Here is a 24,934-nt window from a genome sequence, read left to right as displayed (position 1 = left end):
GGCGTCAGGTGGCCGTGAACGCGGATCTGGGGCGGCGAGTTGGTGGTGATGTGGAGATCGCTGCCGCTCATCTCCAGCATCTTCTTCAGCAGGTCACTGAGGGTGGTTGCCATGTCGCCTTCCGCCTTCCCGTTCCAGGATAGAAATCAGTGCACCGTCTCGCGGGCTACTTCTTCGAGCGTGGTCTCGCCGTTCATGACCTTGATGAGGCCGCTGCGCCGCAGGGTGATCATGCCGCGCTCGATGGCCTTCTTCTTGAGCTCCAGGGCGGAGGCGCCCACCAGGATGAGCTCGCGGATCTCGTCGTCGACCTCCATCACCTCATAGAGACCGCAGCGTCCCTTGTAGCCGCTGTTGTTGCAGGTCTGGCAGCCCTTGCCTTTCTTGATCTTGACGGTCTTGGCTTCCTCGGGGCCGTAGCCGGCCTCGATCAGGCTCTGGTAGGGGATCTCGACCACCTCGCCACAGTCCTTGCAGATGCGCCGCACCAGGCGCTGGGCCACGATCATGTGCACCGAGGTGGCCACCAGGAAGGGCTCGATGCCCATGTTCATCAGGCGACTGATGGTCTCCGGCGCTCCGTTGGTGTGCAGGGTGGAGAGCACCAGGTGGCCGGTGAGGGCGGCCTTGATGGCGATCTCGGCGGTCTCGAAGTCGCGGATCTCGCCCACCAGGATGATGTTGGGGTCCTGCCGCAGGAAGGCGCGCAGCGCGGCGGCGAAGTTCAGCCCGATGGACTCCTTCATCTGCACCTGGTTGACCCCGGTGAGCTGGAACTCCACCGGGTCTTCCGCGGTCATGATGTTGGTGTCGGGAGTATTGAGGCGGGCGATGGAGGAGTAGAGCGTATTGGTCTTGCCCGAACCGGTAGGACCGGTCACCAGCACCATGCCGTAGGGCTTCAGGATCGCCTTCTCGAACTTCACCAGCGACTCCGGCTCGAAGCCCAGCTTGGTCATGTCCAGGCGCAGGTTCTCCTTGTCCAGCAGGCGCATGACGATCTTCTCGCCCCAGAGCGTGGGCAGGGTGCTGACCCGGTAGTCCAGCGTCTTCTTCTTCCCCGCGACGTTCATCTTGAGCATGATGCGGCCGTCCTGGGGCAGGCGCTTCTCGCTGATGTCGAGCTTGGCCATGATCTTGACGCGGGAGGTGATGGCGTCCTTGAGCTTGATGGGCGGATTCATGATGGACTGCAGCATGCCGTCGATGCGGAAGCGCACCCGCAGCTCCTTCTCGTAGGGCTCGATATGGATGTCGCTGGCGCCGCGCTTGACCGCATCGGTGAGGATCAGGTTCACCAGCTTCACGATGGGAGCTTCGTCGGCCGCCTTCTCCAACTGCGCCAGGGCCAGCTCCTCTTCCTCGTTCTGCACCTCGACGTCGGCGTCGGTCACCTCGCCAATCGACGCCATGACCTTCTCCATATCGTCTTCCTGGTCGCCGGCGCCGTAGGCCTTCTCGATGCCCTCCATGATGGCGCTCTCCGACGCCACTACGGGCTCGATGTTGAATCCCGTCATGAACTTGATGTCGTCCATGGCGAAGACGTTGGTGGGGTCCACCATGGCGATGGTGAGCGAGGCACCCACGCGGCTCAGGGGCAGGATCTGGTAGCGCTTGGCAGTCTCATGGGGAACCAGCTTGATCACCGCGGGATCGATCTCGAAGTAGGAGAGATTGATCGCGGGCACGCCGTACTGGCGGGAAAGAAAATTGGTCACATCCTCGTCGGAGAGGAAGCCGAGTTTCACCAGCACCGAGCCCAGGCGCGCGCCCGTGTCCTTCTGCACCTTGAGCGCCTGCTCCAGTTGCTCCGATGTGATGACCTTCTCTTTGACCAGAAGATCGCCGAGCCGTTGCGACATTACTTTGTGGACTCCCTATCCGACCGCTTGCCGTGCCCAGTCAAGCTGCAAACACACCCCGAAGACGCGGCTATCCTGAATCAAATTCAGGGACAGAACACACATTGCGAGTTTGGGCGAATCCTATGCGGAGTGACAGAAATTGTCAACCGTCGACAGGCCCCGGCTGATAACTCTTCCGGCACCGCTGCTGCGTTCATGGTACCACCGCTCGCCGGTGGGAAGAGCGCGGATGGGAAGCGGCACCGGCCGGTGCGCGAGCCCGGTACAATGTCGCCGTGAAGGGCCCGAAGACCGCCGCCATCCGCTCCTACTACCGGGCCCTGCTGCGGGCCTGGGGCACGCAGGACTGGTGGCCGGCGCGCACCCGCTTCGAGGTCATCGTCGGCGCCTATCTCACCCAGAACACCGCCTGGACCAACGTGGCGCGGGCTCTCGCCAACCTGCGCGCTGCGCGGAGTCTGAGCGCAGCCGGCATCCGGAAGACTCCGCTCCAGCGGTTGCAGCGGCTGGTACGTCCCTCGGGATACTTTCGGCAAAAGGCCCGCCGGCTCAAGATCTTCGTGGCCTACCTGGACCGCCGCTATCGAGGGTCCCTGGCCCGTATGTTCGCGCGCCCCACCCAGGAGTTGCGCCAGGAACTGCTCGAGTTGAACGGCGTCGGTCCCGAGACCGCCGATTCCATCCTGCTCTACGCCGGCGGTCATGCCTCGTTCGTAGTGGACACCTACACACACCGCGTGCTGCATCGCCACGGCCTCCTGCGGGGCGAGGCAAGCTACGAAGAGATCCGGGCGCTGGTGGAAGAAGCTCTGCACGACGAGCCGCCGCCGCAGGCGCCGCGCAGCCTCCACGCGCGGCGCCACAAGTTCCGGCTCGTCCAGACGCCGCCCGCGGCTCATGTGTACAACGAGTACCACGCCCTGTTCGTCCAGCTCGGCAAACGCCATTGCCTGAAGGCGGAGGCCAAGTGCACGGGCTGTCCCTTGGAGCCTCTCCTGCCGGCCGGTGGCCCCAAGCGCTAGGGGAACGCACAAGCCGGGCCGTCGTCCCGCCGGGTCTATAATGAGGGGCACCGCGCACCAGAGCCCAGCCCGAAGAGGCCCGCCTGCCGGCGTCGGCCTGGGCGCGGATGTTTTCGTGTCACCCGACAAGCCAACCCGTCCTCCCCATCGCAAGGCCCTGGTCGTAGCCCTGACCATCGGCGTCACCGTGCTGCTGGCGGTGGTGTTCTCCCAAACCGCCTTCAATCTCACTTTCCTCCGCCCCGATACGGCCGAGCAGACGCTGCTGTTCACCGCCCTCTCGCTGCTGGTCTTCCTGCTGCTGGTGGCGCTCCTGTTCGTGCTGGGGCGCAACCTGCTGAAGCTCTACGCCGAGCGCCGCGGAGGCGTGCTGGGTTCCAAGTTCCGCACCAAGATGGTGATCGGCGCGCTCCTGCTCTCGGTGACCCCGGTGATCTTCCTGTTCATCTTCGCCTACCAGGTGATGAACCGCTCCATCGACAAGTGGTTCTCCCGGCCGGTGGAGGAGCTGCGCGAAGAGTCAGGCCAGATCGCAACGCTGCTGGCCGACTATGCCGGACAGAATGCCACCGCCGAGGCTCAGAGCATCGCCGCCGCGCCTGACGTCCAGCACGCCTTCCAGAGTGGCAACTACTCCGGGGTCATCAACGAGTTGCGGCAGCGTGAGCCCACCCTGCAGGGAGGCTTCGCTCTGGCTCTGGTGGATGACGATGCCATGGCCAGCTTCCATAATCCCGAGCCCTGGGGAGTGCTGCGCTCCAAGCTCCCTGACTGGAAGGCCTCGGCGGCACCCCATTTCCACCCCTTCACCCTGGAGGGCCGGGAGTACACGCTGGGGGTCGCATCCGTGGACGAGCATGGCCGGATCCTGGTAGCCATGCCCCTGCCTCCGAACTACAGCGCCGCCCTGAGCCGCATCGAGGCCAGCCAGCAGCGCTACGCCGAGCTCAGCCAGCAGCGCAAGCTGGTGCGGCGGACCTTCGTGCTCATCCTGCTGCTGCTGACGGTGGTGGTTCTGTTCTTCTCGACCTACCTGGCGTTGTATCTCTCGAAGCTGGTCACGCGCCCGGTGGCGGCGCTGGCGGAGGCCACGCAGCAGATCTCGCGCGGGCGCCTGGAGTACCGGGTAGAGGTGCCCGCCACCGATGAGCTAGGCCAGTTGGTTTCTTCCTTCAATCGCATGGCGGAGGAGCTGGAAGCGGGACGGCGGCAGATCGAGGCCTCCAGCCGTGACCTGGCGGGCGCCAACGTCGAGCTGGAACAGCGGCGACGCCAGATGGAGACCATTCTGGAGAGCATTCCCACGGGGGTGCTCTCGTTGGGCGCGGATGGCCGAGTCACCCACAGCAACCCCGCCTTCGCCCGCATCTTCAGTCCGCAAGCAACCGCCATCGCCCTGCCCCGCACCGCCGCCGGCTCCACCCTGCGCGACCTCTTCTCCGAGGAGGTGGTCGGGGACCTGGAGCACCTGGTCCGCAAGGCCAATCGCATGGGCACGATCACCAGCCAGATGGAGATCGTGGCGCAGCGCGCCAAGCTGAATGTGGCGGTGACCGTGGCCTCTCTGGAGCACGAAGGACAGCGCCTGGGCTGGGTGCTGGTGTTTGAGGACCTCTCCGACCTGCTGAAGGCGCAGAAGCAGTCGGCGTGGCGGGAGGTGGCGCGCCGGGTCGCCCATGAGATCAAGAACCCGCTGACGCCCATCGCGCTCTCGGCCGAGCGCATCCGCCGCCACCTGGAGCGCGGCGCCGAGCCCGACCCGCAGTCCCTCGGCATCATCCGCAGTTGCGCCGAGACCATCGAGGGAGCGGTCGAGACGGTGCGCTCGCTGGTGGACGAATTCGCCGCCCTGGCGCGTTTCCCAGCCGCCCAGCCTCAACCCGCCAACATCAACGCGATCGTGGAGAATTCGCTCGCCATGTTCAACGGGCGCCTGGACAACATCCAGGTGCGCACCGACCTGGCCGCCGATCTTCCCAAGGTGATGGCGGATGCCGAGGCCATCAAGCGTGCCCTGGCCAACCTGGTGGACAACGCCGCCGAGGCCATGCAGGATTCCCTGTTGCGCGAATTGCACATTTCGACGGCGCTGGTCGATGCCCATGAAGCGGTGGAGATCGTGGTCGCCGACACCGGCCACGGCGTGACCCGCGAGTTGAAGGAGAAGCTGTTCCTGCCCTACTTTTCCACCAAGCGCCGGGGTACGGGCCTGGGGCTGGCCATCGTCAGCCGCATCATCGAAGACCACCACGGCACCATCCGCGTGGAAGAGAACCAGCCCCTGGGAGCCCGCTTCATCGTGGAGCTGCCGGTGGCCCCAGAACCCGTGAGCCAGCCCGCCCATCCCCATGCATAACGTCCTCATCGTGGATGACGAATCCGGGATCCGCCAGTCGCTGAAAGGCGTCCTGGAAGACGAGGGCTACAAGGCGCTCACCGCGGAGAGCGGCGAAGCCTGCCTGGAAGCGCTCAAGAAGCACCCCGTCGACGTGGTGCTGCTGGACGTTTGGCTGCCGGGGATCGACGGCCTGGAGGCGCTGGAGAAGATCAAGGAGCTGGAAGACGGGCCCGAGGTCATCATGATCTCAGGGCACGGCACCATCGAGACCGCGGTGCGCGCCACCAAGCTGGGCGCCTACGACTTCCTGGAAAAGCCCATCTCCCTGGAGAAGACCCTCATCCTGGTGAAGCACGCCGCCGAGGCGCGCCGCCTGCGCGACGAGAACCGGGAGCTGAAGAAGCAGGTGCAGTCGCGCAGCGTGATCGTGGGCGAGAGCGTGCCCATGAAGGCCCTGCGACAGCAGATCGCGCTCATGGCGCCCACCAACGGGCGGGTGCTGATCTACGGCGAGTCGGGGACGGGCAAGGAGCTGGTGGCGCTGGCTATCCACGCTCAGAGCCTGCGCAAGGACGCCCTCTTCGTCGAGGTCAACTGCGCCGCCATCCCCGAGGACCTGATCGAAAGCGAGCTCTTCGGGCACCGCCAGGGCTCGTTTCCCGGCGCCGCCCACGACAAGCAGGGCAAGTTCGCGAAGGCCGACCAGGGAACGCTGTTCCTCAACGAAGTCGGGGACATGAGCCTCAAGACCCAGTCCAAGGTGCTGCGCACGCTGGACGAGCAGCGCTTCACCCCGGTGGGCGGTGACGAGGCCATTACCGTGGATACGCGCGTCATCGCCTCCACCAACAAGGACCTGGAGGACGAGATCTCCCGGGGCAACTTCCGCGAAGACCTCTTCTACCGGTTGAACGTCATTCCCTTCTACGTGCCGCCGCTGCGCGAGCACCGGGAGGACATCCCCCTGCTGGCGCGCTACTTTCTGAAGGAGTTCTCCACCACCTACAGCCGCCGGCTCAAGGAGATGACCGACGACGCCATCGACACTCTGATGCGCTACGCCTGGCCGGGCAACGTGCGGGAGTTGCGCAACGTCATCGAGCGCATGGTGATCATGAACCCCACCGTGTTCCGGCTGGATCGCCGCCACCTGCCACCGCTGGTCTACCGCGACGGCGGCCGGCGGGCGGCGGGAGAGTTCTCCACCCTGCACCAGGCCCGCGCCGCCTATGAGCGCGACTACATCCTGAAGAAATTGGATGAGAACCACGGCAACGTCAGCCGCACCGCCGAGGTGCTGGGCCTGGAACGCAGCCACCTCTACCGCAAGATGAAGGCGCTGGGCATCGCGGTGAAGGAGTAGGCGGCGGCTGGTCTAGGTCTCCTCGGAAGAGTCTGGAATGTCGGCCAGGTCTTCCAGTTGCCGGCGCCAGTCCAGGCCTTCGACGAAGGCGCGCGAATCCCGCCAGCCCGGGCTCACTTTCACGAACAGCTCCAGGAAGACCTTCCCGCCCAGCATGCGCTCGATCTCGCGGCGGGCGGCGCTGCCGATGCGCTTGAGCATGGCGCCGCCACGCCCGATGAGGATACCCTTCTGCCCTTCGCGCTCGCAGTAGATGGCGGCGGCGATGCGGGTCATGCGTGGCGACTCCTCGAACTGTTCTACCTGCACCGCGGTGGCGTACGGCAGTTCCTGCTTGGTCTCGACCAGGACCCGCTCGCGGATGAGTTCCGCCACCAGGAAGCGCTCAGGCTGGTCGGTCACCTGGTCCTTGGGGAAGTAGCGCGGGCCTGCGGGCAGCGCCTGCGCCACTTTGTCGAGCAGCAGCTCCAGGCCGTCGCCCTTGACGGCGGAGACAGGGATGATCTCCTGGAAGGAGTGCAGCTTGCTGTAGCGGTCGATCAAGGGCAGCAGCTTGCCCTTCTCGATCAGATCGATCTTGTTGAGCAGCAGGAAGACCGGCCCGCCGACCTTCTTCACCAGGTCCAGGGTGAAGCGGTCGCCGGCGCCCATGGACTGGCTGGCATCTACGATCAGCAGAAGCAGATCGCGGCTCTCCAGCGCCTCTTGCACCTCGCGCATCATCTTGCGGTTGAGCGACGATTCCGGACGGTGGACGCCGGGCGTGTCGATGAAAACGACCTGCCCGGCGGGGCGGCCCTGGCGCGCTTCCAGGTTGACGATGCCCTGGATGCGGTGGCGCGTGGTCTGCGGTTTGTGAGTGACGATGGCGACTTTCTGTCCCACCAGCGCGTTCAACAGGGTGGACTTGCCGGCGTTGGGACGGCCGATGATGGAGACGAAGCCGGAGCGGAATGACATCCGGCTCAGGCCCTCGCTGACTTGCGCTGCCGCGGCGGCTTGGTGGTCCTGCGGGCGGGTTCGGGCGCGGCCTGCGGCGGCGCCGGGGGCCGGGCCCGGATGCGCAGCCGCTCCGCCCGGCGGTCGGTGGACTCCAGCACTTCGAAGCGCAAGCCGCCCTCCTCCACCACCTCACCTTGCACGGGGATGTGACCCAGGATCTCGCTGACCAGGCCGGACACGGTGGTTGCCTCTCGTCCCTCCAAGCGCACGCTGAAGAGCTGATCGAGGCGGTCCACATCCAGGTTGCCGGGGACGAGGTAAGAGCCCTCGCTCTCCTTGACCACGTCAGGCTTGGCCTCGTGTTCGTCACGGATCTCGCCCACGATCTCTTCCACCATGTCCTCGATGGTCACCACGCCGGCGGTGTTCCCGTACTCATCGAGCACGATGGCCATGTGGCTGTTTTCCTTCTGCAGTTCACGCAGCAGGGAGCGCACGTGCTGGACCTCGGGGGCGAAGTGCACGGGGCGCAGCATGCCGGCGATGGTGGTGCTCCGGGCCTCGCTGTCGGGCACCTGCAGAACGTCGTGGGCCAGCACCAGGCCCGCGATGTGATCGATGTTGCCGCGGTACACGGGCACGCGCGAGTAGGGGCGGGTGCGCTGCAGTTCCTTGAACTGCTCCACGGTGGTGGTGATGGGCACGGTCACGACCTCGGGACGCGGGGTCATCACCTCGCGCACCGTCTTGTCGCCAAACTCCACCACCGACTGGATGAGCTCGCGGTCGCTCTCCTCCAGGATCCCTTCCTCCTGGCCGGCTTCGATCAGCGCGTCCACGGCCTCGGTGGGCTCCGCTTCCTCGGGGGGATGGGCCTCCGCCAGCGCCGCCACCGAGAGCCCGAAGCCCAGGATCAGCGTCACCGGCAGCGCCAGGTAGATGAGCAGGCGCAGCACCCACACCAGCGAGACCAGCCACTCGCCGCGGGTGCGGCTGAAGAGGATGAAGGGGATCAGGCGATTGAAGAGGATGATGATCAGCACCAGGCCCACCGCGGCTTCGGCGATCTCGGCGCCGCTCCAGCGGGCATCGCGGAAGACGGTGTAGGCGATCATGAGCGCCAGCGCCGCGGTGGCGAGTTGGGCCAGCACCGCCATGGAGAGCTGCGCGCGTTCGCGGCTCACCCCCAATCGGGGCTCCACGCGCTGCTCGTAAGCCTCGATGTTCTCCTCGAAATTGCGGGAGAGGAACTTGCCCGCCTCGGCGTAGATCCGCTCCACGTAAGAGACCAGCGTCAGCACGGCCAAGAGCAGGGCGCCGGCCGCCAAGAAGATGGCGTAGCTAAGGTGGGTCATGGCCGGTCCTTCCGCGCCCGGGGGCGGGTGCGCCCGATCAGGGAGGCAGGCAGACCCAGGGAGCGGCGCAAGCGCTCCTCGCGCCGCGCCATCTCGCCGTGGTCGCGCTCGTGATCATGGCCGGCAAGGTGCAGCATGCCGTGCAGAATGAGGACCTTCAACTCATCGGCCAGGGTATGCCCGAAGCGGCGGGCGTTGCGGGCCGCGGTGGTAGCGGAGATGGCGATGTCACCTGCCAGACCGTCACTCGCAGCCGGGAACGAGAGGACATCGGTGGGTTGGTCCTTCCGGCGAAAGCGGCGATTGAGGCCGCGCAGCTCGTGGTCTCCGGCCACCAGCACCGCCACCTCGCCGTGCAGGCGCGCGGCGCGACGGGCGCGGGCGGCAAAGCGTGCCAGGGCAGCGGCGCTCACTCCCTCGAGTTTCTTCTCTAGGATCACCACCTGCGTCTCCCAACAGGAACTGGAGGGCGCGTGCGCACGCCTCATTCTACTCTTTGGATTCGCTACCCCGGACGGGCCGGGAATTGCCGTTCTCGATCAGCGGCATCTGCTGCTCTTCGGCCGTCTTGGCTTCGTCGTAAGCGCGGATGATGCGCTGCACCAAGTGGTGGCGCACCACGTCACTCTCGTTAAAGTAGCAGAAGGCCAGGCCGTCCACGTCCTTGAGGATGTCGATGGCCTGCAACAGGCCGCTGCGGCGAGCGCTGGGCAGATCGATCTGGGTGATGTCGCCGGTGATCACCGCCTTGGAGTTGAAGCCCATGCGGGTGAGGAACATCTTCATCTGCTCCGGCGTGGTGTTCTGCGCCTCGTCGAGGATGATGAAGGAGTCGTTGAGGGTGCGGCCACGCATGAAGGCGATGGGCGCGATCTCGATGATGTTCTTCTCCAGGAAGCGGTCCACTTTCTCCGGCTCCAGCATGTCGTAGAGGGCGTCGTAGAGCGGGCGCAGGTAGGGGTCGATCTTCTCCTGCAGGGTGCCGGGGAGGAAGCCCAGGCGCTCGCCCGCCTCCACCGCCGGGCGCGCCAGGATGATGCGGTTCACCCGCTTGGCCACCAGCGCGGAGATCGCCATGGCCACGGCCAGATAGGTCTTGCCCGTGCCCGCCGGGCCGATGCCGAAGACCATGTCGCTCTTCTCGATGGCTTCGACGTAGCGGCGCTGGTTCTGGCTCTTGGGTTGGACGTGGCGCTTGCCCGCAGAGCGCTGGCGTCCGGCCTCGGCCAGGCCGCGCAGGGTGGCGGTGGCGTCTCCCGCCAGCAGCCGCAGCATGGAAGCCAGGTCGCCGTTATTGAAGGCGTGGCCGCTGCGCTGGAGGTGGGCATAGTCGGCAAAGACCTGCTCGGCGCGGGCGACGTCCTTGGCCGCGCCTTCGATCTCGATGGAGTCGGCTTTGAGGTCGATGGCGACATGGAGTCCATGTTCGAGCAGGTGCAGGTTCTCGTCCCGGGTGCCGAACAGGGTCTCGATGTTGGGGCTGATCTGGATGTTCTTCTTCAACGTGACTCCCGGCGGGACCCCCGGTGGACGCTCTTGCGCCGCCTGCCCGGCACAGCGAGGATTGTCGGAGTGGGCTGGAAAACCAGGTGGAGGTGCGCGCCACGAGGCGGGGCTACCATTGGCGATAGCCTAACCCGCCCCGCAGGGCCAGTCAAGGAGGCCGCGCCTTGTCATCTAAGATACTGAAAGCAAAGGACCTTCCTCCTGTTTTCTAGGCTGGCAGCCGATCCGGGTGGACACCCTCCGGCAGGGAGGCCGGGACGGCCCGCTCGCGCGCCCAATCGCGCAGCTCGGCGATGTCCTCAGCGCGGGTGGCGGAGAGCGGCACGGTGTTCTTCAACTCCTCCAGCAGGCTCTGGGTGCTCATGGGCTTGTGCTCGCTGAAGGAGGCGTACATGGCAGACTGCACCACGGCATCGATCTCCGCGCCGGAATAGTCGGCGCTGGCGCCGGCCAGGCGATCGAGGTCAAAGTCGGCAGGGTTGCGCTTGCGCCGCGCCAACTGCAGGCCGAAGATGGCCCGCCGCTCGGCAGAGTTGGGCAGGTCGACGAAGAAGATCTCGTCGAAGCGGCCTTTGCGGATCAACTCCGGGGGCAGCGCGTTCACGTTGTTGGAGGTGGCGGCCACGAAGACCGGCGACTTGCGGTCCTGCATCCAGGAGAGGAAGGACCCCAGCAGGCGGGAGGAGACGCCGGCGTCCACCGAGGCGGAGTCCGGCGCGCTGCCGGCAAAGACTTTTTCCAATTCGTCGATCCAGAGCACGCAGGGCGAAAGCTCTTCGGCAACGTCGAAGAGCTTCTTGATCCGCTTCTCGGTCTCGCCGATGTACTTGTCGAAGACGGCGGCGCTGTCGAAGCGGACCAGGGGCAGCTTCCACTCGCCGGCGATGGAGCGGGCGCACAGGCTCTTGCCGCAGCCCTGTACCCCCATGATGATGAGCCCGCGCGGGGGCTCCAGCCCGAAGCTGCGGGCGTCGTCGGCGAAGGCGCCGGCGCGCTTCTGCAGCCACTTCTTCAGGTTCTCCAGGCCGCCCACCGAGGCCATGGAGCTGGTCACGTCCACGAACTCCAGCATCCCGGTGCGCCGCAGGATCTCCTTCTTGGCCTCCAGCACTTCGGTGACGCAGGGAGGCATCAGCCCGTAGTTCTTCACGATCACCTGGGCCACGGCCCGCTCCGCCTCTTCCTCAGTGAGGCCGCGCAGGTTGGAGGCGACCGCATTCCACCCCTCCTCGTCCAGGGCGGACTTCAGGGTATACATCCCGGCCAGGCGCCTGTAGGTCTCCTGGATGATCTGCCGCAGGCGCTCGCGGTCGGGCAGCGCGAGGTCCACGTATTCCACCAGGTTCGAGAGTTCCGGCGGCACGGTCACGCTGGGGCCGGTCAGGATCATGGTGCGCCGCTGGTGAGCGAAGTCCTGGGCCACCTCGCGCAGCCGCCGCACCACGATGGCGTCGTCCATCTGACGATGGAAGTCCTTGAGTACGAAGACCGAGGGGATGGTCATGGTGTCGAGATGAGCCAGCACGCCGGAGGCGGTCGCCGTGTTCACGATGGGGGCGCCTTGCGAGGAGGGCGGATCGGCGGCGATGCTGCCGAAGTCCACCGGCGGCAGGTTGGCCTGGACCAGGGCCGCCTGGGCCGCCGCGATGCGCTTGGCCACGTCGGTCTGGGTAGTGCGTTGGCCGGTCGGAGCCTGCACCGGGGCGTTCGACCCGGAGCGCACCAGGCCGGTCGCGATGCTCCATTCGAACAGCGGCAGATCCAGCTCGGAGCAGGCGCTGCGCACCAGGAACATCAGGCGCTCCTCCTCCAGGGTCTCGATGATCACCACCGGAGTGGTGGAGTTGAAGAGGATCTTCAGGCGGCTGAGGCAGTCGTCGGTTTGACCGGCCATAGGGCTTCCCGTACAATAACGTATTCGGTTTTCCCCACAAAATCCTTCAGAGGACACCCGGACGTTATGGCAAGCCATTTTTCAGCGCTGAAGCGGGCGCGGCAGACGGAGAAGCGCACCGCCCTCAACCGCACCCACAAGAGCCGGCTGCGCTCGGAACTGCGCGCCTTCCGCGAGATCCTGGCCAAGGGCGACCGCAAGGCCGCCGAGGCCCGCTTCCGCGAGACCACTTCGGCCATCGACAAGGCCATCCAGAAGGGCGTCATCCACCACAACACCGCCGACCGCTACAAGGCGCGGCTGCAGGCGCGGCTGAAGGCCCTGGCGGCGAAGTAGCCGTCAGCGCTCAGCCATCAGCTCTCAGGAAGATCACGGCAGGCCCTGGGGCCTGCCGATTCTGTTTGCTCTTCGACCTTGCCTACTGAATCTTCGCTCCCTTTTGGAGATTGTGACGGACGCAGAGCAGTCGAATGTTCTCGGCGGATAGCGAGGTGCCTCCCTTGGAGTAGGGATAGTCATGGTCAAAGTGCAGATTGTCCTTACTACCGCATAACACGCACTGGCCTTTATCCCTCTTGTACACTTCGAGCTTCACAGTGGTCGGAATCATCCGATTGTGCTCAAGTTCCAAACCACCGGGGGTGGTGGCTGGCAATTCCAGATCGGTCATCTCCAGCCGGAACTTGAAGACCCTTCTATTGCCGGCTTCTTCTTCCCAGGCGTCAACGAGTCGAAAAACGCCGTTATAGGTCCATATCCCGTCCTTGATCTTCTCGTACACGCGCACCAATGCTGGTTGGTGCTTTCCGCTCTTAAAGGCGTGTGCCGCTTCGTAGAACTTGCCGTTAGGAGTCAGGGTACCGGATGGCGTCCGCATTGGCTGGTCATGACGCTTGGGATCCTTGACGCCACCTCTTCGCGGAACATCGTGTCCTTCGTAGATGAGGATTCGGCCTTCCTTGAGAACCTGATCGTCGTATGGGGCGCCACGACGACGGCTCATCAGAAGAACCGAGTGGGTGTCAGCGCGGAAGTTCATTCCGTGCTGCAGCATGCGCCGCTCGCGAGAACACATGTCGTTGTGGGAAACGATGTCGCCCGGCTGCATGCTCACACCGGCAACTGCTGCTGTTCCCAGCCGCTTTCGACGGGCTTGGGCTCGGAGGCAAGTTCCATCACCAGGTTCTCCAAGACCAGGCGCTTGGAGGCCGGGTTGGAGCGCAAGGCGAGGTCGGCCTTGGCAATGAGGCGCAGGGCGCGGGTGATCTCCCGCCTCGATTTGTAGCGGCGGGCCTGGCGGATGAGGTCCTCGGCGGCGAAGGGAGGCACCCGGAAGCCCTGCCACAGCGCCTGCCAGATGGCGCGCGAGTCGCGCACGTTGCGCTCCAGAATGACCAACATCTGGCGGAAGGTCTTGGCCAGCATGTAGAGATGGCCGATGGCGGCCTCGTCGCCCTCGCCCGCCGATAGGATCGCATCGAGGACCTCCAGGGCGCGGGCACGGTTCTTGGAGGAGATGGCGTCGGTCAATTCGTAGAGGGTGCGCTGCTTGGCCGCCAGCACCATGGTCTCGACGTCGCCCAGCGTGACCCGCTTCTTCTCGCCCACGTAGAGCAGGAGCTTCTCCAGTTCGTTGGCGATCATCATCAGATCGCCGCCCAGGGCATCCACCAGTTCGCGGGCGGCGTCGGGCTCGACCTTGACGTCGCCGGCCGCCGCCGTCTCCGTGACCCAGCGCACCGCCTCGCCCTCTTCCACGCGCGCCAATTCGACGATGGTGCAGCACTCGCCCAGGGTCTCGCGGATGCGCTCGAAGCGGTCGCGGTCGGCCAGTTCCATGCGGCGGGCGTCGGCGGGGATGGAGATGTGGTCGGCCAGGAAGATGAGCACCGCGTCGGGGTTGGGGTCCTTGCAGTAGGCGGCGATGGCGGCGAAGTCCTCCTCATGCGAGCCGCGCCCGTACAGCCCTTTCACCCCACGAATGAAAAACACCTGGAAGGGCGCCATGAGCGAGGGCGTGCGCGCGCGGTCCAACATCTCCTGCACGGTCGATTCGGCCAGGTCCATCTCCGAGATGCTGAGGTCGCGCAGGTCGGCGGGCACCAGGTGTTCGAGGATGGCGTCGCGGCAGCGCTTGCGGAAGAACACCTCATCGCCGACGAAGACGTAGGCGGGGGCGAGCTTGCGCGTCTTGACCTCGGAGACGAAGCGCTCGGAGGGCGCGAAGCCGCGGCTCGCCATCAGTAGTTCTCCAGGATGTTGCTGACCAGGGTGCGGGCGAAATCGCGGGTGGCGCGCTCCAGCGCCGGCGACTCCTCCTCGAAGAAGCTGTTCACATCGCTGGAGATCTGGTACTCCTCGCGAAAGACGTAGTTCTGGTTCTCCCACAGCACCTTGCCCTTGCGGTCGAGCAACTGCACCCGCAGGTTGACGGTGACCAGGCCGGAGGAGGCGCGGCCACTCTGCGAGTCGTAGGTCAGGGGCGCGAACTGGGCGGAGGTGACCACCCCGCGCAGCACCGCGTCGGAAGATTCATCCGGCCGGGTAGTGATGTGGTACTGCGTGCGGGTGGTGAACTCGCGCACCACGGCCGCCGTGAGCAGTTGCTCCAGCCGGTAGCTCTGGGTCTGATTGACGAAGGCGGGGACGGCGATGGAGTGGACGTCGGCGGGTAAGCGATCGGCGTGGCCGGCCTGGTGGTAACCGCAGCCCGAGACCAGGGTCCCCAGCAGGAGCGCGACGCCCGCCGTCAGCTTCCTCATGCCACCTTCCCCTGAGAGCGCGCCAACGCGGCGGCGCAGTCTACCGCGGTGAGCGCGCTGATTCGGAGATTGTCCGCCGCGGCCCACAGCCAGAAGGCATTCTGGCGCGCCAGGTCCTGGCGCAGCATCAGCAGGACCTGGTCCTGACCGGCGGCGCTCACGTTGCTGGGGGGATCCTCGGGGGCGCGCAGCACACGGATGTGCTCTCCCTCCAGGACTCGCGCCAGCTCGCCCCAGGACACCTTCCCCTCGGTCTCAACATAAAGGGAAAACACATGCCCGTGGAAGATGGGAGCCTGCAAAAGCACCACGGAAGGCACGGGCACGCGCTCCCCCGCCAGCCGGCGGAAATGTGCCAGGATGCGCTGCTCAGCAGATTCCAGCGTGGGGGCCGCCTTCTCTCCGTAGCGGGCCACCAGATTGAATGCCACCTGGGCGTCGAAGATCTCGCGGGGCAGCGGTTGGAAGGAGAGCAGGCTGACGGTCTGCTGATGCAGCTCGTCCATACCGCGGCGGCCGTGTTCGGAGGCGGGCTCGAAGATGGTTGCGACCGCTCGCTCCAGCCGGCCCGCTTTCTGCGCGCGCAGCAGCAGCAACGCCAACACGGTGGCGGCGGGATGGGCGGCCACAACCGTGCGCGCTTCGGGGGCGGGCGCGCCGTCGCCCAGCTCCTGCTCGATCCAGGGCGAGCGCACGGCCACGCCCGGCTCGTCCTCCAGAACGTAAGAGAGGTCCACGATGGCGGCGCCGGTCTTGCGCGCCGTGTTCCAGTGTTTGCGCGTGAACGCGGGCTCCGAAGCGAAGAAAGCCAGGTCCACGTGCTCCAGGTGTTCGGGCAGCACGCTTTGGATGAAGGTGGCCTCGTCGCCCACGGATTCGAGCTGGCCCAGCGCCTCGTCATCATCGAGCAGCTTCACATCCACCGCGGGAAAGCTGCCGGCCTCGAGGACTTCCTTCAGCTCCTTCCCTTTCAGGGTGGCGGCGCCGACGATGGCCACGCGCAGCAGTCCACCGCCGCCGGCCACGCCGGCCCGGCCGGAGGAACCCGGTTTCGCAGGGGCGGTCATCGCGGCTGGGAAGCTTCCTCGTAGGCGGGCGCGGCTGCGGGGCGGCGCAGCGCGTAGAAGAGGCGCGCCACCACGCCGGAGAGCATGTACACCAGCGCGATGGCGAAGAGCACGTAGCGCGAGAAGAACCAGATGGCGGCGATGAGGAAGCCGATGAGGATGATGTTGCGGAAGGGATGGCTACGGCGCAGGTCGATGTCCTTGAAACTGTAAAAACGCCAGGTACTGACCATGAGGAAGGCCAACGCTACCAGCAGCGCGATCCAGGTGGCGGCCAGCCACCACAGCGCCACCGGCTCGCCGGAGGTAAAGTGCACGATGGCGGCGATCACGCCGGCGCCGGCGGGGATGGGCATACCCACGAAATACTTGCGGCCGGGGCGGCCGGGATTGGAGGGCTGCGGGTTGCGCTGGATATTGAAGCGGGCGAGGCGGCTGGCGCCGGCCATCAGAAAGACGAAGCTGGCGATGCCGCCGACCTGGATCAGGCGGGCGTGCAGATCCAGGTTGGCCATGGGCGGCAGCAGGCGGAATCCCCAGAGCCAGGCCAGCAGGGCGGGGGCCACGCCGAACGTGACGACGTCGGCGAGGGAGTCGAATTCGCGGCCGAAGTCGCTGGTGGTCCCGGTGAGGCGCGCGATGCGGCCATCCAGACCGTCCAGGACCACGGCGATGCCGATGGCCTTGGCGGCGTTGTCAAAGTGCCAGGGCTCGGCCACCGAGCCCAAGAGCGCTTGCACCAGCGCGTAGTAGCCCATGGCGATGTTGGCGGCGGTGAACAGGCCGGGGAGCAGCGCCATCCCCTTGCGGGGATGGCGGGACGGCAAGGGGTCGTCGGCGCGGCGCATGGGGGTGGTGTCGATCACGCGTCTCCTTCCCGGTAGGACGCGGCGCCGGCCAGCTCCGGTTCGCCCGCCGGAAGCAGGGTGGCGAGCACGCTGGAGCCTCCTTTGACCCTGTCGCCCACCTTCACGCCGACGGCGGCGCGCGGGTCCAGCAGCACGTCGGTGCGGGAGCCGAATTTGATCAGGCCGACTCGCTCCCCGCAGGCCACGGTGTCGCCCACCCGCTTGGTGAAGACGATGCGGCGCGCGATCACGCCGGCGATCTGCTTGAACACCAGGGTCTGCCCCGCGCCCTCCACGGTCACGACGTTCTGCTCGTTGTGCTCGGCCGATTCGCCGGCCATGGCGTTCATGAAGCGACCGCGGCGGTACTCGGCGCTGCGGATCACGCCGGCGATGGGCGAGCGGTTCACGTGCACGTCGAAGATGCTCAGGAAGATGCTGATGCGGGTGCGCGGCTGCCCTTCCACCTGCACTGTGGAAACATCGGTGACCTTGCCGTCGGCGGGAGAAACGATGGCCCCTGGGATCCGCGGAATGCTGCGCTCCGGGTCGCGGAAGAACCACAGGCAGAGCGCTCCCAGCAGCAGTGGCGGGAAGGCCCACCAGGGATTGGCCACCCAGCTCACCACCGCGGCTGCGGCGAGCGCGCCCAAGGCGTAATAAATGCCATCTCGAACCATGAGGGGACACCCTGATTATAGCGGGCTTTCTCGCGCGCCCTCTGGCTTTCTGGGTTCCTGGTGGGAGGAGGGGAGCGGCGGCCGCAAGAGCAAACCCCCGCCCTTGCGGCGGGGGCTGGGGGAACCTCGATCGATCAGGCCACTTGGTGATCGCGCCGGTACCGCTGCTCCAGGATCTCCATCTGGTCCTTGAGCCGCAGCTTCAACTTCTTCAGGCGAACCTCTTCCAGCTTCTCGTCTTCAGAGAGGAACCGCTTCTGGATCAAAGTGTCGAGGCGTTGGGAGTACTGCGAGTGTTCCTGGAGGAGCTTGCGAAACTCCTCGCTCTGGGTGATGAGCAAATCTCTCACCTGGGATGCCATCCAGTGCACCTCCTACCGAGGTCTGGCCGTAAAACCCTACCACACGCTATTTTACCCTTCAACGGGAATTTCGGTCGCCTGTGGAAAAGTAAGGCGGTAGACCAGGGCGTCTTCTTCCGGGTCGTGGTAGTAGGACTTGCGGCGGCCGCTTTCGAGGAAGGCCCACTTCTCGTAGAGAGCACGGGCGGCGCGGTTGGACTCGCGGACCTCAAGAAAGACGCTGTGCGCCCCGTGGGCGTGGGCGCGGTCAAGCCATTCGCCCAGGAGGCGCGTGCCCAGGCCGCGGCGGCGCGCCGGGCCGGCGACGGCCACGTTCTCGATCTCCCACTCCTCACCCAGGTCGCGGCCGACAAGGAAGGCGCAGACCTTCCCTTCCTCCTCCAGCACCAAGGCGAGGCGCCGAGTGCCGGACTCGAAGAGGCGCTGGTAGTCCTGCTCTTTCCAGTGGGCAGCGGTGGCAGCGCGGCGCTCGAGTTCGAGCATGGCGGGGACGTCGGCGATCACTGCGGGGCGGATGTTCACTTCTGGAAGATCTCGGCGTCGGAGCGGCGGATGTAGTTGGCGTCCAGCTCTTCTGGGGTAACGGTCCGGCCCGTCAGGATCTTGCGCAGGCCCAGGCGGGCGATGGCGTCGCTGCGCGGGCGGGAGACCGTGACCACCGCCTCGGCCACGCCCAGCTCCTTCAAGGTCCGGGCTACGGCCTCATCGGGAGTCACCGCGTGCCGTCCGGAGGTGCGCAGGACATCCGCGAACTCCCCCGGGGTGAACAGGCACTCATGGCAGAGCACAGCCTGGCCGCCCTTCACCTCGAACTCTCCCGCATAGACCTCGCTGCGGCCGGCGTCCAAGGCCGCCACCACCTTGCCTTCCTGACCCGACTCGACGGCGACCGCCTCCAGCAGCGAGACCATGGCGACAGGCTTGCCGAGCACCTCGGCCAATGCCTTGACTGCGGCCAGGCCCACTCGCAATCCTGTGAAAGAGCCCGGCCCGGAGGCGGCCGCGATCGCGTCGACGTCCTCCTTCTTCAGGTCGTGCTTGCTGAGCAGCGAGGCGATCTGCGGGATGAGCTGCGCCGAAAAGGTGCCGCCGGTGAGGGGCATGACCTCGAGGACCTCGAACCTGCGGGCATCGCCGCGGGCCAGCGCCAGGCTGCCGTGCTTGCCGCTGGTATCGATGCCGAGCAGCAGCATGTCAGGCCTTCTTCAGCTCTTCCTCGACCAGCTCCAGCAGCACGCCGCCCGCGCTCGAGGGGTGGACGAAGATGTAGCGGTGTCCGCCGGCGCCGGTCATGATCTCGTCGGAGATGAAGCGGGTACCGGCCTGCTTCATGCGCGCCACCACGCCGGCCAGGTCGGGAACGTGCAGCGCCAGGTGGTGCAGCCCCTCGCCGCGCTTGGCGAGGAAGCGGGCCACGGGGGAGTCGTCCGAGGTCGCTTCCAGCAATTCGATTCGGGTGTCGCCGATGGGCACCATGGCCACGCGCACCTTCTCGTGTTCCACCGTCTCCTCGCCCGAGACGGTGAGCCCAAGCTGCTGGTAGAAGGCCTTGGCCGCCGCCAGCGACTTGACCGCGACGCCGAGATGATCGATGGAAAACATCAGGACTTCCCCAGCTTCTGGACGATCTCATCCACCAGAGTATAGGGATCGCGGCGATGCTCGGCGACCTCGGCGGCGTAGCGCGCCACGGCGCCGTCGCCCATCTGCTCCTGGAGCACGCGCGCCAGCAGGGCCTCGCGCAGCATCTCCACCAGGCGCTGGCGCCAATTCTCGGTCTTCTTCTGGAGCAGCAGGCCGTTCTTCTCGAGGAAGGCCTCGTACTGGGCGATCGCGGCAGCCAGGTCGGCGACGCCGGTGCCCTCGGTAGCCACGGTCTTGACGATGGGCGGCGCCCACTTGTCGGCGCGCGCGGCCAGCGCCTGCATGGCGCGGATCTCGCGCTCCACGCGCTCCGCGCCCTCGCGGTCGCTCTTGTTGATGACGAAGATGTCGGCGATCTCCATGATGCCGGCCTTGATGGTCTGCACGTCGTCGCCCATGCCCGGCACCAGGATGACGATGGTGATGTCGGCCAAGCGCACGATGTCCACTTCGTCCTGACCCACGCCCACGGTCTCGATCAGGATGAGGTCTTTGCCGCTGGCGTCGAGCACGGTGGCCACGTCGGCGGTGGTGCCGGCCAGTCCACCCAGGAAGCCGCGCGTGGCCATGGAGCGGATGTAGATGCCGGGATCGGCGTGGTGCGACTGCATGCGGATGCGGTCGCCCAGGATGGCCCCGCCGGTGTAAGGGCTGGTGGGATCGACCGCGATGATGCCCAGCGTCCGCCCCTGCTGGCGGTAGAGACGCGCCAGTTGGTCCACCAGGGTGCTCTTGCCCGCGCCCGGCGAGCCCGTCAACCCCACCAGCCGCGCCTTGCCGCTGAAGGGAAAGAGCGCCTTGAGCAGGTCGAGCGACTCGGGCCGCCGGTCCTCGATGGCGCTGATGGCGCGCGCCAGCGCCCGCGGATCACCCGCTCGCACCCGCTCGATGAAGGATTGTGGGTCGCGGCTCAGAATCGCTCTCCGGAGAGTGCCCGAAGGAGCAGTATAAACGAGGTCGCGTTCACAGCCTCACCCGGCTGAGTTACTGCGTCCCTTCCCTTTTCACGGTGAAGTCCCCGGCGCGCGGGCCGGGGGCCAAAACCCATCCCGGCTTGAGTTCGAGCTTCCAGCCTTCCCCTTCGCGAGCGGCCGCGTCCTTGGGCGCGGAGACCTGGCAGCGCGCGAAGTGGCCGTTCTCGCGCACCATGAGCGCACCCTTGGAGACCTCCAGCGTTCCCCAATCGTCCTGCAGGTGCAGGGTGGGATAGACGGTCGAGTTCTCGTCCAGGGCGGCAACGTTGTTGGGATCGAAGCCCCATTGCACGTTGGGGCCGAGAGGCAGGACCAGTACCGGCCCGTCGATCACGCGGGCGCGATACTCGGCGACCACCTTTTGGCGCTGGGCCTCGCGCTTGTCCTCCAGGGCGAAGACCTCGTCGCCGTCATAGCGGGCGGCGCGTTCGGCCGCAGCACTCTTCGTTACAGGTCCCAGGTGAATGCCATAGGCGCGGGCCAGCAGCGCACCCAGATCTCCTTCCTTCTTCGCCAGCTTCCTCCAGGGCAGCCTGGACTCATCCAGCAGGCAGCCATAGACGGGCCCGGAGACATAGGCGAAAGAGCGAACGAAGGTCTGTCGGTACTGCGCGTCTTGAGTGTTGAGGGCGGCGCGCATCTCGAACTCGCGCGGAGCGGCGCTGCTCAGCGCGTAGCCGGTGTATTCCGCCAAGCCTTCGTTCATCTCCAGGGCATTCTCGTTCGCGGCCGCCTGGGGGAAGAGCGAGCGGCGATAGGCGCGGAAGTAGAGTGCACTCTCGATGGCCTTCCGCCGCGCCGGCCCGGTGGACCACAGCGCCCGCGTCAGTGCGCGCCACTCGAGCAGCAGCCAGACGCGGCCGTCGCGCGAGTCCAGGTGGTTGTTCACGGAGTCCATGGCGGGCAGTCCGATCTGCTTCTGGATGCGGTGGAAGGACTCGTGCATCATCAGCCGCAGGCGCTCCTGGCGGTAGCGCGGTAGCGGCCACATGATCATGGTCCATTCGACCCCCGCCCAGCGCACGGCGGTGTTGGCGATGGGGACTTCGGCCGGCAGCTTGCCTGTGTAAACTTCGCCCACCGGCTCGAGGTGCCCCTCGTCATCCGCCTGGTTCGCGACCACGACACGGGTCTCGGGATCGGCCAGCAAGGTCGGTCCGTAGAGGCGCACGCCCCAGAGCGCGCCGGCGTCCTTTTCGGAGAGCGCCTTGGCCTCGCGGAAGTACTGTGTCGCAACTGCCGGGTTGATGACCGGCTCCTGGGCCAGGGCGGCGGATGCCAGTAGCACCACGCAGGCAAGGCGGAGGGTTCCACGCGCGCGCGAAGCCAGAAGGCCACTCGTACCCTGCAGCATAGGGTTCCTTTCCAGAATGGGGTGGGACCGGCGTTCAGGCAAATAGACGAGCGGGTGAGAAAAACGTCACCCTTGCACACGCGTGCCTAGTCCTTCAGCAACTGGCGCGCGATGACCAGGCGCTGGATCTCGCTGGTGCCTTCGCCGATGGTGCACAGCTTCACATCGCGGTAGAACTTCTCCGCCGGGTAGTCCTTGATGAAGCCGTAGCCGCCGTGGATCTGAACCGCCTCGTTGGCGCAGCGTACCGCCACCTCGCTGGCGTAGAGCTTGGCCATGGAGGACTCCTGGGTGGTCTTCAGCCCGGCGTCCTTGCGGGCGGCGGCGTTGTAGGTGAGCAGGCGCGCGGCCTCCAGCTCGGTGGCCATGTCGGCCAGTTTCCACTGGATGGCCTGGAAGTCGCTGATGGGCTTACCGAACTGCTGCCGCTGCTTGGAGTACTTGAGCGCCGCCTCGAAGGCGCCCTGGGCCATGCCCAGGCCGAGGGCGGCGATGGAGATGCGCCCGCCGTCGAGCACGCGCATGGCGTCCACGAAGCCGTCGCCCTCCTTGCCCAGCAGGTTGCCCAGCGGGATCGAGCAATCCTCGAAGATGAGTTCGGAGGTGTCGCTGGCGCGCAGGCCCAGCTTGTTCTCCTTCTTGCCCGCGCGGAAGCCCTTGGTCCCCTTCTCCACCACGAAGGCGGAGAGGCCGTGGGTATGCGCGGTCTTGTCGGTCACGGCGATCGCGACCACCACGTCGGCGTAGTGGCCGTTGGTGATGAAGGTCTTGGTGCCGTTGAGCACCCAGCAGTCTTTCTTGCGGACGGCCGTCATGCGGGCGCTGCCGGCGTCGGAACCCGAGCCGGGTTCGGTCAGCCCCCATGCGCCGATGAACTCGCCGGTAGCCAGCTTGGGAATGTACTTGCGCTTCTGCTCCTCGCTGCCCGCGATCCAGATGTGGTTGGAGCACAGCGAGGTGTGCCCGGCCACGATGATGCCCACCGAGCCGTCCACCCGCGAGAGCTCCTCGATGGCGGTGACGTACTCGATGTACCCCATGCCGGCGCCGCCGTACTCCGACGGGAAGATCACGCCCATCAGCCCCAGTTTGCCCAGCTCCTTGATGGTCTCCAGGGGGAAGTGGGAGGCCTCGTCCCACTCCATAACGTGAGGCAGGATCTCGCGCTCGGCGAACTGGCGCACGCTCTTGCGCAACTGCTGCTGCTCTTCGTTCAGTTGGAAGTCCAAGACGGCTCCTCGATTTCGCGGTTGCCTAGGCTGTGCCCAGCGCGCGGACCCGGCGCACGATGTCGTCGGGGTCGGCGGGGCGGTTCTCCTGCTGGTGAGAGAAGATGAGCTTGCCGTCCACCAGCACGTCGAGCACTCCCCTCCCCGCGAAATGCATCTCCGGCTTCACGCCGAAGGCGTCGCGCAGCGCTCGTTTCAGGCGGCCCGCCTGAGCGATCAGGTCCAGTCAGGTGAAGCAGCGGCGGATCTCGATCTTCATGGTCGGCTCCTCAGGAGCGCGCGTGCTGCTCGCGCGCGATCTTCTCGGCCTCCGCCTTCAGGGCGTCGAGCCAGTCGGCATACATCTTCACGATGTCTTTCTTGACGCCCTCACCCAGCAAGAGCGTGCCCGGGCCGGAAAAGTCCTCCCAGGTCTTGAGCACGGTGGTCGAGCCGTCGGGCTGCAATTCGAAGCTGAACCAGTGCTCGCCGGTGACGCCCTTGGCCTTGCCCACCCAGGCGACCTTGGCCGGCGCCTCTGCCTCCAGGACGACCGGCTGCACCTTCAGGCTGCGCGGGCGCACGAACTCCAACTGGAAGCGGCTGCCCTTCTTCCAGGGCTCGCCCTGCAGCCACTTGGACTGACCGATGCAGGCGTTCCACCAGGACCACTCTTCCAGCTTCTGGAACTTCTCCCAGACGTGCTCGGGGCGGCACTTGGCGGTGACGGAATGTTCGAGGCGAATGGCCATCTTCGGTTGTTGCCGGCTTCCCTTCTTCCGACTCGGTTACTTCCTACAGATCTCTCGCAGGACCTGCAGGGCGCGCTCGCAGCCGCCGCGGTCCACGTCCATGTGCGTGACCATGCGCATGGCCTCGGGGCTGATGCCGTTGGCCAGGATGTTGCGCTCCCCCAGCCGCCGCGACAGTTCGGCGGAGGTCATGCCCGTGCCGCTGATGTCGAAGATCACGATGTTGGTGGCCACCTTGCCGGCATGGATCTGGATGCTCGGGACCCTGGCCAGGCCTTCGGCCAGGAACCTGGCATTGGCGTGGTCCTCTTGCAGGCGCGCCGGCATCTTCTCCAGGGCGATGAGCCCCGCGGCGGCCAGGATGCCGGCTTGGCGCATGCCTCCGCCCAGCGACTTTCTATAGACCCGCGCCTGATCGATGAACTTGCGGCTGCCCACCAGCAGCGACCCCACCGGCGCGCCCAGGCCCTTGGAGAGGCAGAACATCACGGAATCGAACTTGCGGGTGATCTCGGCGACGGGCTTGCCCAGGGCGGTGGCAGCGTTGAAGACCCGCGCCCCGTCGAGGTGGACGGGCAGGCCGGCGTCGTGCGCGCCCTCGCAGATCTCGTCGGCCACCGCCTGCGGGTAGACCGTTCCCCCGGCCATGTTGTGCGTGTTCTCCAGCGCCACCAGGCCGGTCTGGGCCACGTAGTAGGTCTTGGGGCGGATGCGAGGCTTGAGGTCGGCCCAGCGCAGGATGCCGTCCTCGCCGCGCACCGGCCGCGCCACGCAACCGGAGAAGTGCGCCAGCATGGCCATTTCATAGTCCAGGATGTGGGCGCGCTCCTCGCACAGCACCTCCTGGCCGGGACGGGTGTGGATCTTGATGGCGATCTGGTTGCCCATGGTGCCGCTGGGCACGAAGATGGCGGCCTCGCGGCCGAAGATCTCGGCGGCGCGCTGCTCCAGGCGGTTGATGGTGGGGTCTTCGCCGTAGACGTCGTCGCCCACCT

Annotated in this window: 26 protein-coding genes; 4 read left to right on the top strand and 22 right to left on the bottom strand. The window is 66.3% G+C overall.

The genetic code is table 11. From position 1 onward, the window contains the following. Window positions 1-146: 146 nt before the first annotated feature. Entirely contained in the window at window positions 147-1,865 is a 1,719-nt protein-coding gene (gene pilB, locus VEG08_07615) for a type IV-A pilus assembly ATPase PilB (GenBank protein ID HXZ27854.1), read from the bottom strand. A gap of 278 nt (window positions 1,866-2,143) precedes the next feature. On the opposite strand from pilB, the gene VEG08_07610 reads away from it, so the two are divergent. The 3 genes from VEG08_07610 (at window position 2,144) to VEG08_07600 (ending at window position 6,591) form a co-directional block, all read left to right on the top strand. Beyond that, window positions 2,144-2,890, top strand: coding sequence for a base excision DNA repair protein (locus VEG08_07610; GenBank protein HXZ27853.1), 747 nt, complete (start codon window positions 2,144-2,146; stop codon window positions 2,888-2,890). Between the two features lie 115 nt (window positions 2,891-3,005). Continuing rightward, window positions 3,006-5,246, top strand: a complete 2,241-nt coding sequence (locus VEG08_07605; GenBank protein HXZ27852.1) for an ATP-binding protein — start codon at window positions 3,006-3,008, stop codon at window positions 5,244-5,246. Beyond that, window positions 5,239-6,591 (top strand): sigma-54 dependent transcriptional regulator, encoded by a 1,353-nt coding sequence (locus VEG08_07600; GenBank protein ID HXZ27851.1) that lies wholly within the window; start codon window positions 5,239-5,241, stop codon window positions 6,589-6,591. The genes VEG08_07605 and VEG08_07600 overlap by 8 nt, the downstream gene beginning before the upstream one ends. Before the next feature lie 12 nt (window positions 6,592-6,603). Here the strand turns inward: VEG08_07600 and era are convergent, their stop codons facing one another. The 5 genes from era to VEG08_07575 all read right to left on the bottom strand — a co-directional run bounded on the left by era (window position 6,604) and on the right by VEG08_07575 (window position 12,288). Continuing rightward, window positions 6,604-7,551 carry a GTPase Era gene (gene era, locus VEG08_07595; protein HXZ27850.1) on the bottom strand — a complete coding sequence of 316 codons (948 nt, stop codon included), beginning with the start codon at window positions 7,549-7,551 and terminating at the stop codon, window positions 6,604-6,606. A gap of 5 nt (window positions 7,552-7,556) precedes the next feature. Continuing rightward, window positions 7,557-8,888 carry a hemolysin family protein gene (locus VEG08_07590; GenBank protein HXZ27849.1) on the bottom strand — a complete coding sequence of 444 codons (1,332 nt, stop codon included), beginning with the start codon at window positions 8,886-8,888 and terminating at the stop codon, window positions 7,557-7,559. Further along, window positions 8,885-9,331 (bottom strand): rRNA maturation RNase YbeY, encoded by a 447-nt coding sequence (gene ybeY, locus VEG08_07585; protein ID HXZ27848.1) that lies wholly within the window; start codon window positions 9,329-9,331, stop codon window positions 8,885-8,887. Before ybeY ends, VEG08_07590 begins: the two co-directional genes overlap by 4 nt. Window positions 9,332-9,377: 46 nt before the next feature. Next, window positions 9,378-10,391 (bottom strand): PhoH family protein, encoded by a 1,014-nt coding sequence (locus tag VEG08_07580; protein HXZ27847.1) that lies wholly within the window; start codon window positions 10,389-10,391, stop codon window positions 9,378-9,380. 211 nt (window positions 10,392-10,602) lie between these two features. Next, a complete protein-coding gene (locus VEG08_07575) occupies window positions 10,603-12,288 on the bottom strand; it encodes an AAA family ATPase (GenBank protein ID HXZ27846.1) in 1,686 nt (561 codons plus the stop codon). Between the two features lie 66 nt (window positions 12,289-12,354). Between VEG08_07575 and rpsT the strand changes: the two genes are divergently transcribed. Beyond that, window positions 12,355-12,624 carry a 30S ribosomal protein S20 gene (gene rpsT, locus VEG08_07570; protein HXZ27845.1) on the top strand — a complete coding sequence of 90 codons (270 nt, stop codon included), beginning with the start codon at window positions 12,355-12,357 and terminating at the stop codon, window positions 12,622-12,624. An 82-nt stretch (window positions 12,625-12,706) separates the two neighbouring features. Here rpsT and VEG08_07565 read toward each other — a convergent pair whose 3' ends face one another. From VEG08_07565 to VEG08_07490, 16 genes are all read right to left on the bottom strand, one after another. After that, a complete protein-coding gene (locus VEG08_07565) occupies window positions 12,707-13,396 on the bottom strand; it encodes an HNH endonuclease (GenBank protein HXZ27844.1) in 690 nt (229 codons plus the stop codon). 2 nt (window positions 13,397-13,398) lie between these two features. Further along, window positions 13,399-14,529, bottom strand: a complete 1,131-nt coding sequence (gene holA / locus VEG08_07560; GenBank protein ID HXZ27843.1) for a DNA polymerase III subunit delta — start codon at window positions 14,527-14,529, stop codon at window positions 13,399-13,401. Then, window positions 14,529-15,050 carry an LptE family protein gene (locus VEG08_07555; protein HXZ27842.1) on the bottom strand — a complete coding sequence of 174 codons (522 nt, stop codon included), beginning with the start codon at window positions 15,048-15,050 and terminating at the stop codon, window positions 14,529-14,531. The genes holA and VEG08_07555 overlap by 1 nt, the downstream gene beginning before the upstream one ends. Continuing rightward, the gene (locus tag VEG08_07550; GenBank protein ID HXZ27841.1) at window positions 15,047-16,117 is read right to left on the bottom strand and encodes an Asd/ArgC dimerization domain-containing protein; all 1,071 of its coding nucleotides are present in this window, start codon (window positions 16,115-16,117) and stop codon (window positions 15,047-15,049) included. Before VEG08_07550 ends, VEG08_07555 begins: the two co-directional genes overlap by 4 nt. Continuing rightward, window positions 16,114-16,983 carry a phosphatidylcholine/phosphatidylserine synthase gene (locus VEG08_07545; GenBank protein ID HXZ27840.1) on the bottom strand — a complete coding sequence of 290 codons (870 nt, stop codon included), beginning with the start codon at window positions 16,981-16,983 and terminating at the stop codon, window positions 16,114-16,116. The genes VEG08_07550 and VEG08_07545 overlap by 4 nt, the downstream gene beginning before the upstream one ends. After that, window positions 16,980-17,645, bottom strand: a complete 666-nt coding sequence (locus tag VEG08_07540; protein HXZ27839.1) for a phosphatidylserine decarboxylase — start codon at window positions 17,643-17,645, stop codon at window positions 16,980-16,982. The genes VEG08_07545 and VEG08_07540 overlap by 4 nt, the downstream gene beginning before the upstream one ends. Before the next feature lie 134 nt (window positions 17,646-17,779). Beyond that, window positions 17,780-18,007 carry a hypothetical protein gene (locus VEG08_07535; GenBank protein HXZ27838.1) on the bottom strand — a complete coding sequence of 76 codons (228 nt, stop codon included), beginning with the start codon at window positions 18,005-18,007 and terminating at the stop codon, window positions 17,780-17,782. 51 nt (window positions 18,008-18,058) lie between these two features. Continuing rightward, window positions 18,059-18,529, bottom strand: coding sequence for a ribosomal protein S18-alanine N-acetyltransferase (gene rimI, locus VEG08_07530; GenBank protein HXZ27837.1), 471 nt, complete (start codon window positions 18,527-18,529; stop codon window positions 18,059-18,061). Then, window positions 18,526-19,200 (bottom strand): tRNA (adenosine(37)-N6)-threonylcarbamoyltransferase complex dimerization subunit type 1 TsaB, encoded by a 675-nt coding sequence (tsaB, locus tag VEG08_07525; GenBank protein ID HXZ27836.1) that lies wholly within the window; start codon window positions 19,198-19,200, stop codon window positions 18,526-18,528. Before tsaB ends, rimI begins: the two co-directional genes overlap by 4 nt. 1 nt (window position 19,201) lies before the next feature. Continuing rightward, window positions 19,202-19,609 carry a methylmalonyl-CoA epimerase gene (gene mce / locus VEG08_07520; protein ID HXZ27835.1) on the bottom strand — a complete coding sequence of 136 codons (408 nt, stop codon included), beginning with the start codon at window positions 19,607-19,609 and terminating at the stop codon, window positions 19,202-19,204. Then, on the bottom strand, window positions 19,609-20,532 hold the full coding sequence (meaB, locus tag VEG08_07515; GenBank protein HXZ27834.1) for a methylmalonyl Co-A mutase-associated GTPase MeaB: 924 nt from the start codon (window positions 20,530-20,532) through the stop codon (window positions 19,609-19,611). Before meaB ends, mce begins: the two co-directional genes overlap by 1 nt. Window positions 20,533-20,635: 103 nt before the next feature. Further along, window positions 20,636-21,913, bottom strand: coding sequence for a hypothetical protein (locus tag VEG08_07510; protein ID HXZ27833.1), 1,278 nt, complete (start codon window positions 21,911-21,913; stop codon window positions 20,636-20,638). Between the two features lie 152 nt (window positions 21,914-22,065). Then, a complete protein-coding gene (locus VEG08_07505; GenBank protein ID HXZ27832.1) occupies window positions 22,066-23,208 on the bottom strand; it encodes an acyl-CoA dehydrogenase in 1,143 nt (380 codons plus the stop codon). 25 nt (window positions 23,209-23,233) lie between these two features. Then, window positions 23,234-23,407 (bottom strand): Rdx family protein, encoded by a 174-nt coding sequence (locus VEG08_07500; protein HXZ27831.1) that lies wholly within the window; start codon window positions 23,405-23,407, stop codon window positions 23,234-23,236. Window positions 23,408-23,477: 70 nt separating this feature from the next. Next, on the bottom strand, window positions 23,478-23,939 hold the full coding sequence (locus VEG08_07495; protein HXZ27830.1) for an SRPBCC family protein: 462 nt from the start codon (window positions 23,937-23,939) through the stop codon (window positions 23,478-23,480). A gap of 36 nt (window positions 23,940-23,975) precedes the next feature. Then, the coding region (locus VEG08_07490; protein HXZ27829.1) for a low specificity L-threonine aldolase at window positions 23,976-24,934 on the bottom strand (959 nt) is incomplete at its 5' end.

The organism is Terriglobales bacterium, assembly GCA_035624475.1.
Lineage (GTDB): Bacteria > Acidobacteriota > Terriglobia > Terriglobales > Acidobacteriaceae > DASPRL01.
The sequence above is the reverse complement of the archived record's forward strand: the minus strand, read 5'-3'. Positions and strand labels throughout refer to the sequence as shown.

Excerpts from the sequence above, each read along its gene's own strand:
- pilB (HXZ27854.1), bottom strand. The coding sequence starts at position 1,865 with ATGTCGCAACGGCTCGGCGATCTTCTGGTCAAAGAGAAGGTCATCACA.
- VEG08_07600 (HXZ27851.1), top strand. The coding sequence starts at position 5,239 with ATGCATAACGTCCTCATCGTGGATGACGAATCCGGGATCCGCCAGTCG.
- era (HXZ27850.1), bottom strand. The coding sequence starts at position 7,551 with ATGTCATTCCGCTCCGGCTTCGTCTCCATCATCGGCCGTCCCAACGCC.
- VEG08_07590 (HXZ27849.1), bottom strand. The coding sequence starts at position 8,888 with ATGACCCACCTTAGCTACGCCATCTTCTTGGCGGCCGGCGCCCTGCTC.
- VEG08_07575 (HXZ27846.1), bottom strand. The coding sequence starts at position 12,288 with ATGGCCGGTCAAACCGACGACTGCCTCAGCCGCCTGAAGATCCTCTTC.
- rpsT (HXZ27845.1), top strand. The coding sequence starts at position 12,355 with ATGGCAAGCCATTTTTCAGCGCTGAAGCGGGCGCGGCAGACGGAGAAG.
- VEG08_07565 (HXZ27844.1), bottom strand. The coding sequence starts at position 13,396 with ATGCAGCCGGGCGACATCGTTTCCCACAACGACATGTGTTCTCGCGAG.
- holA (HXZ27843.1), bottom strand. The coding sequence starts at position 14,529 with ATGGCGAGCCGCGGCTTCGCGCCCTCCGAGCGCTTCGTCTCCGAGGTC.
- VEG08_07555 (HXZ27842.1), bottom strand. The coding sequence starts at position 15,050 with ATGAGGAAGCTGACGGCGGGCGTCGCGCTCCTGCTGGGGACCCTGGTC.
- VEG08_07550 (HXZ27841.1), bottom strand. The coding sequence starts at position 16,117 with ATGACCGCCCCTGCGAAACCGGGTTCCTCCGGCCGGGCCGGCGTGGCC.
- VEG08_07540 (HXZ27839.1), bottom strand. The coding sequence starts at position 17,645 with ATGGTTCGAGATGGCATTTATTACGCCTTGGGCGCGCTCGCCGCAGCC.
- VEG08_07535 (HXZ27838.1), bottom strand. The coding sequence starts at position 18,007 with ATGGCATCCCAGGTGAGAGATTTGCTCATCACCCAGAGCGAGGAGTTT.
- tsaB (HXZ27836.1), bottom strand. The coding sequence starts at position 19,200 with ATGCTGCTGCTCGGCATCGATACCAGCGGCAAGCACGGCAGCCTGGCG.
- mce (HXZ27835.1), bottom strand. The coding sequence starts at position 19,609 with ATGTTTTCCATCGATCATCTCGGCGTCGCGGTCAAGTCGCTGGCGGCG.
- VEG08_07495 (HXZ27830.1), bottom strand. The coding sequence starts at position 23,939 with ATGGCCATTCGCCTCGAACATTCCGTCACCGCCAAGTGCCGCCCCGAG.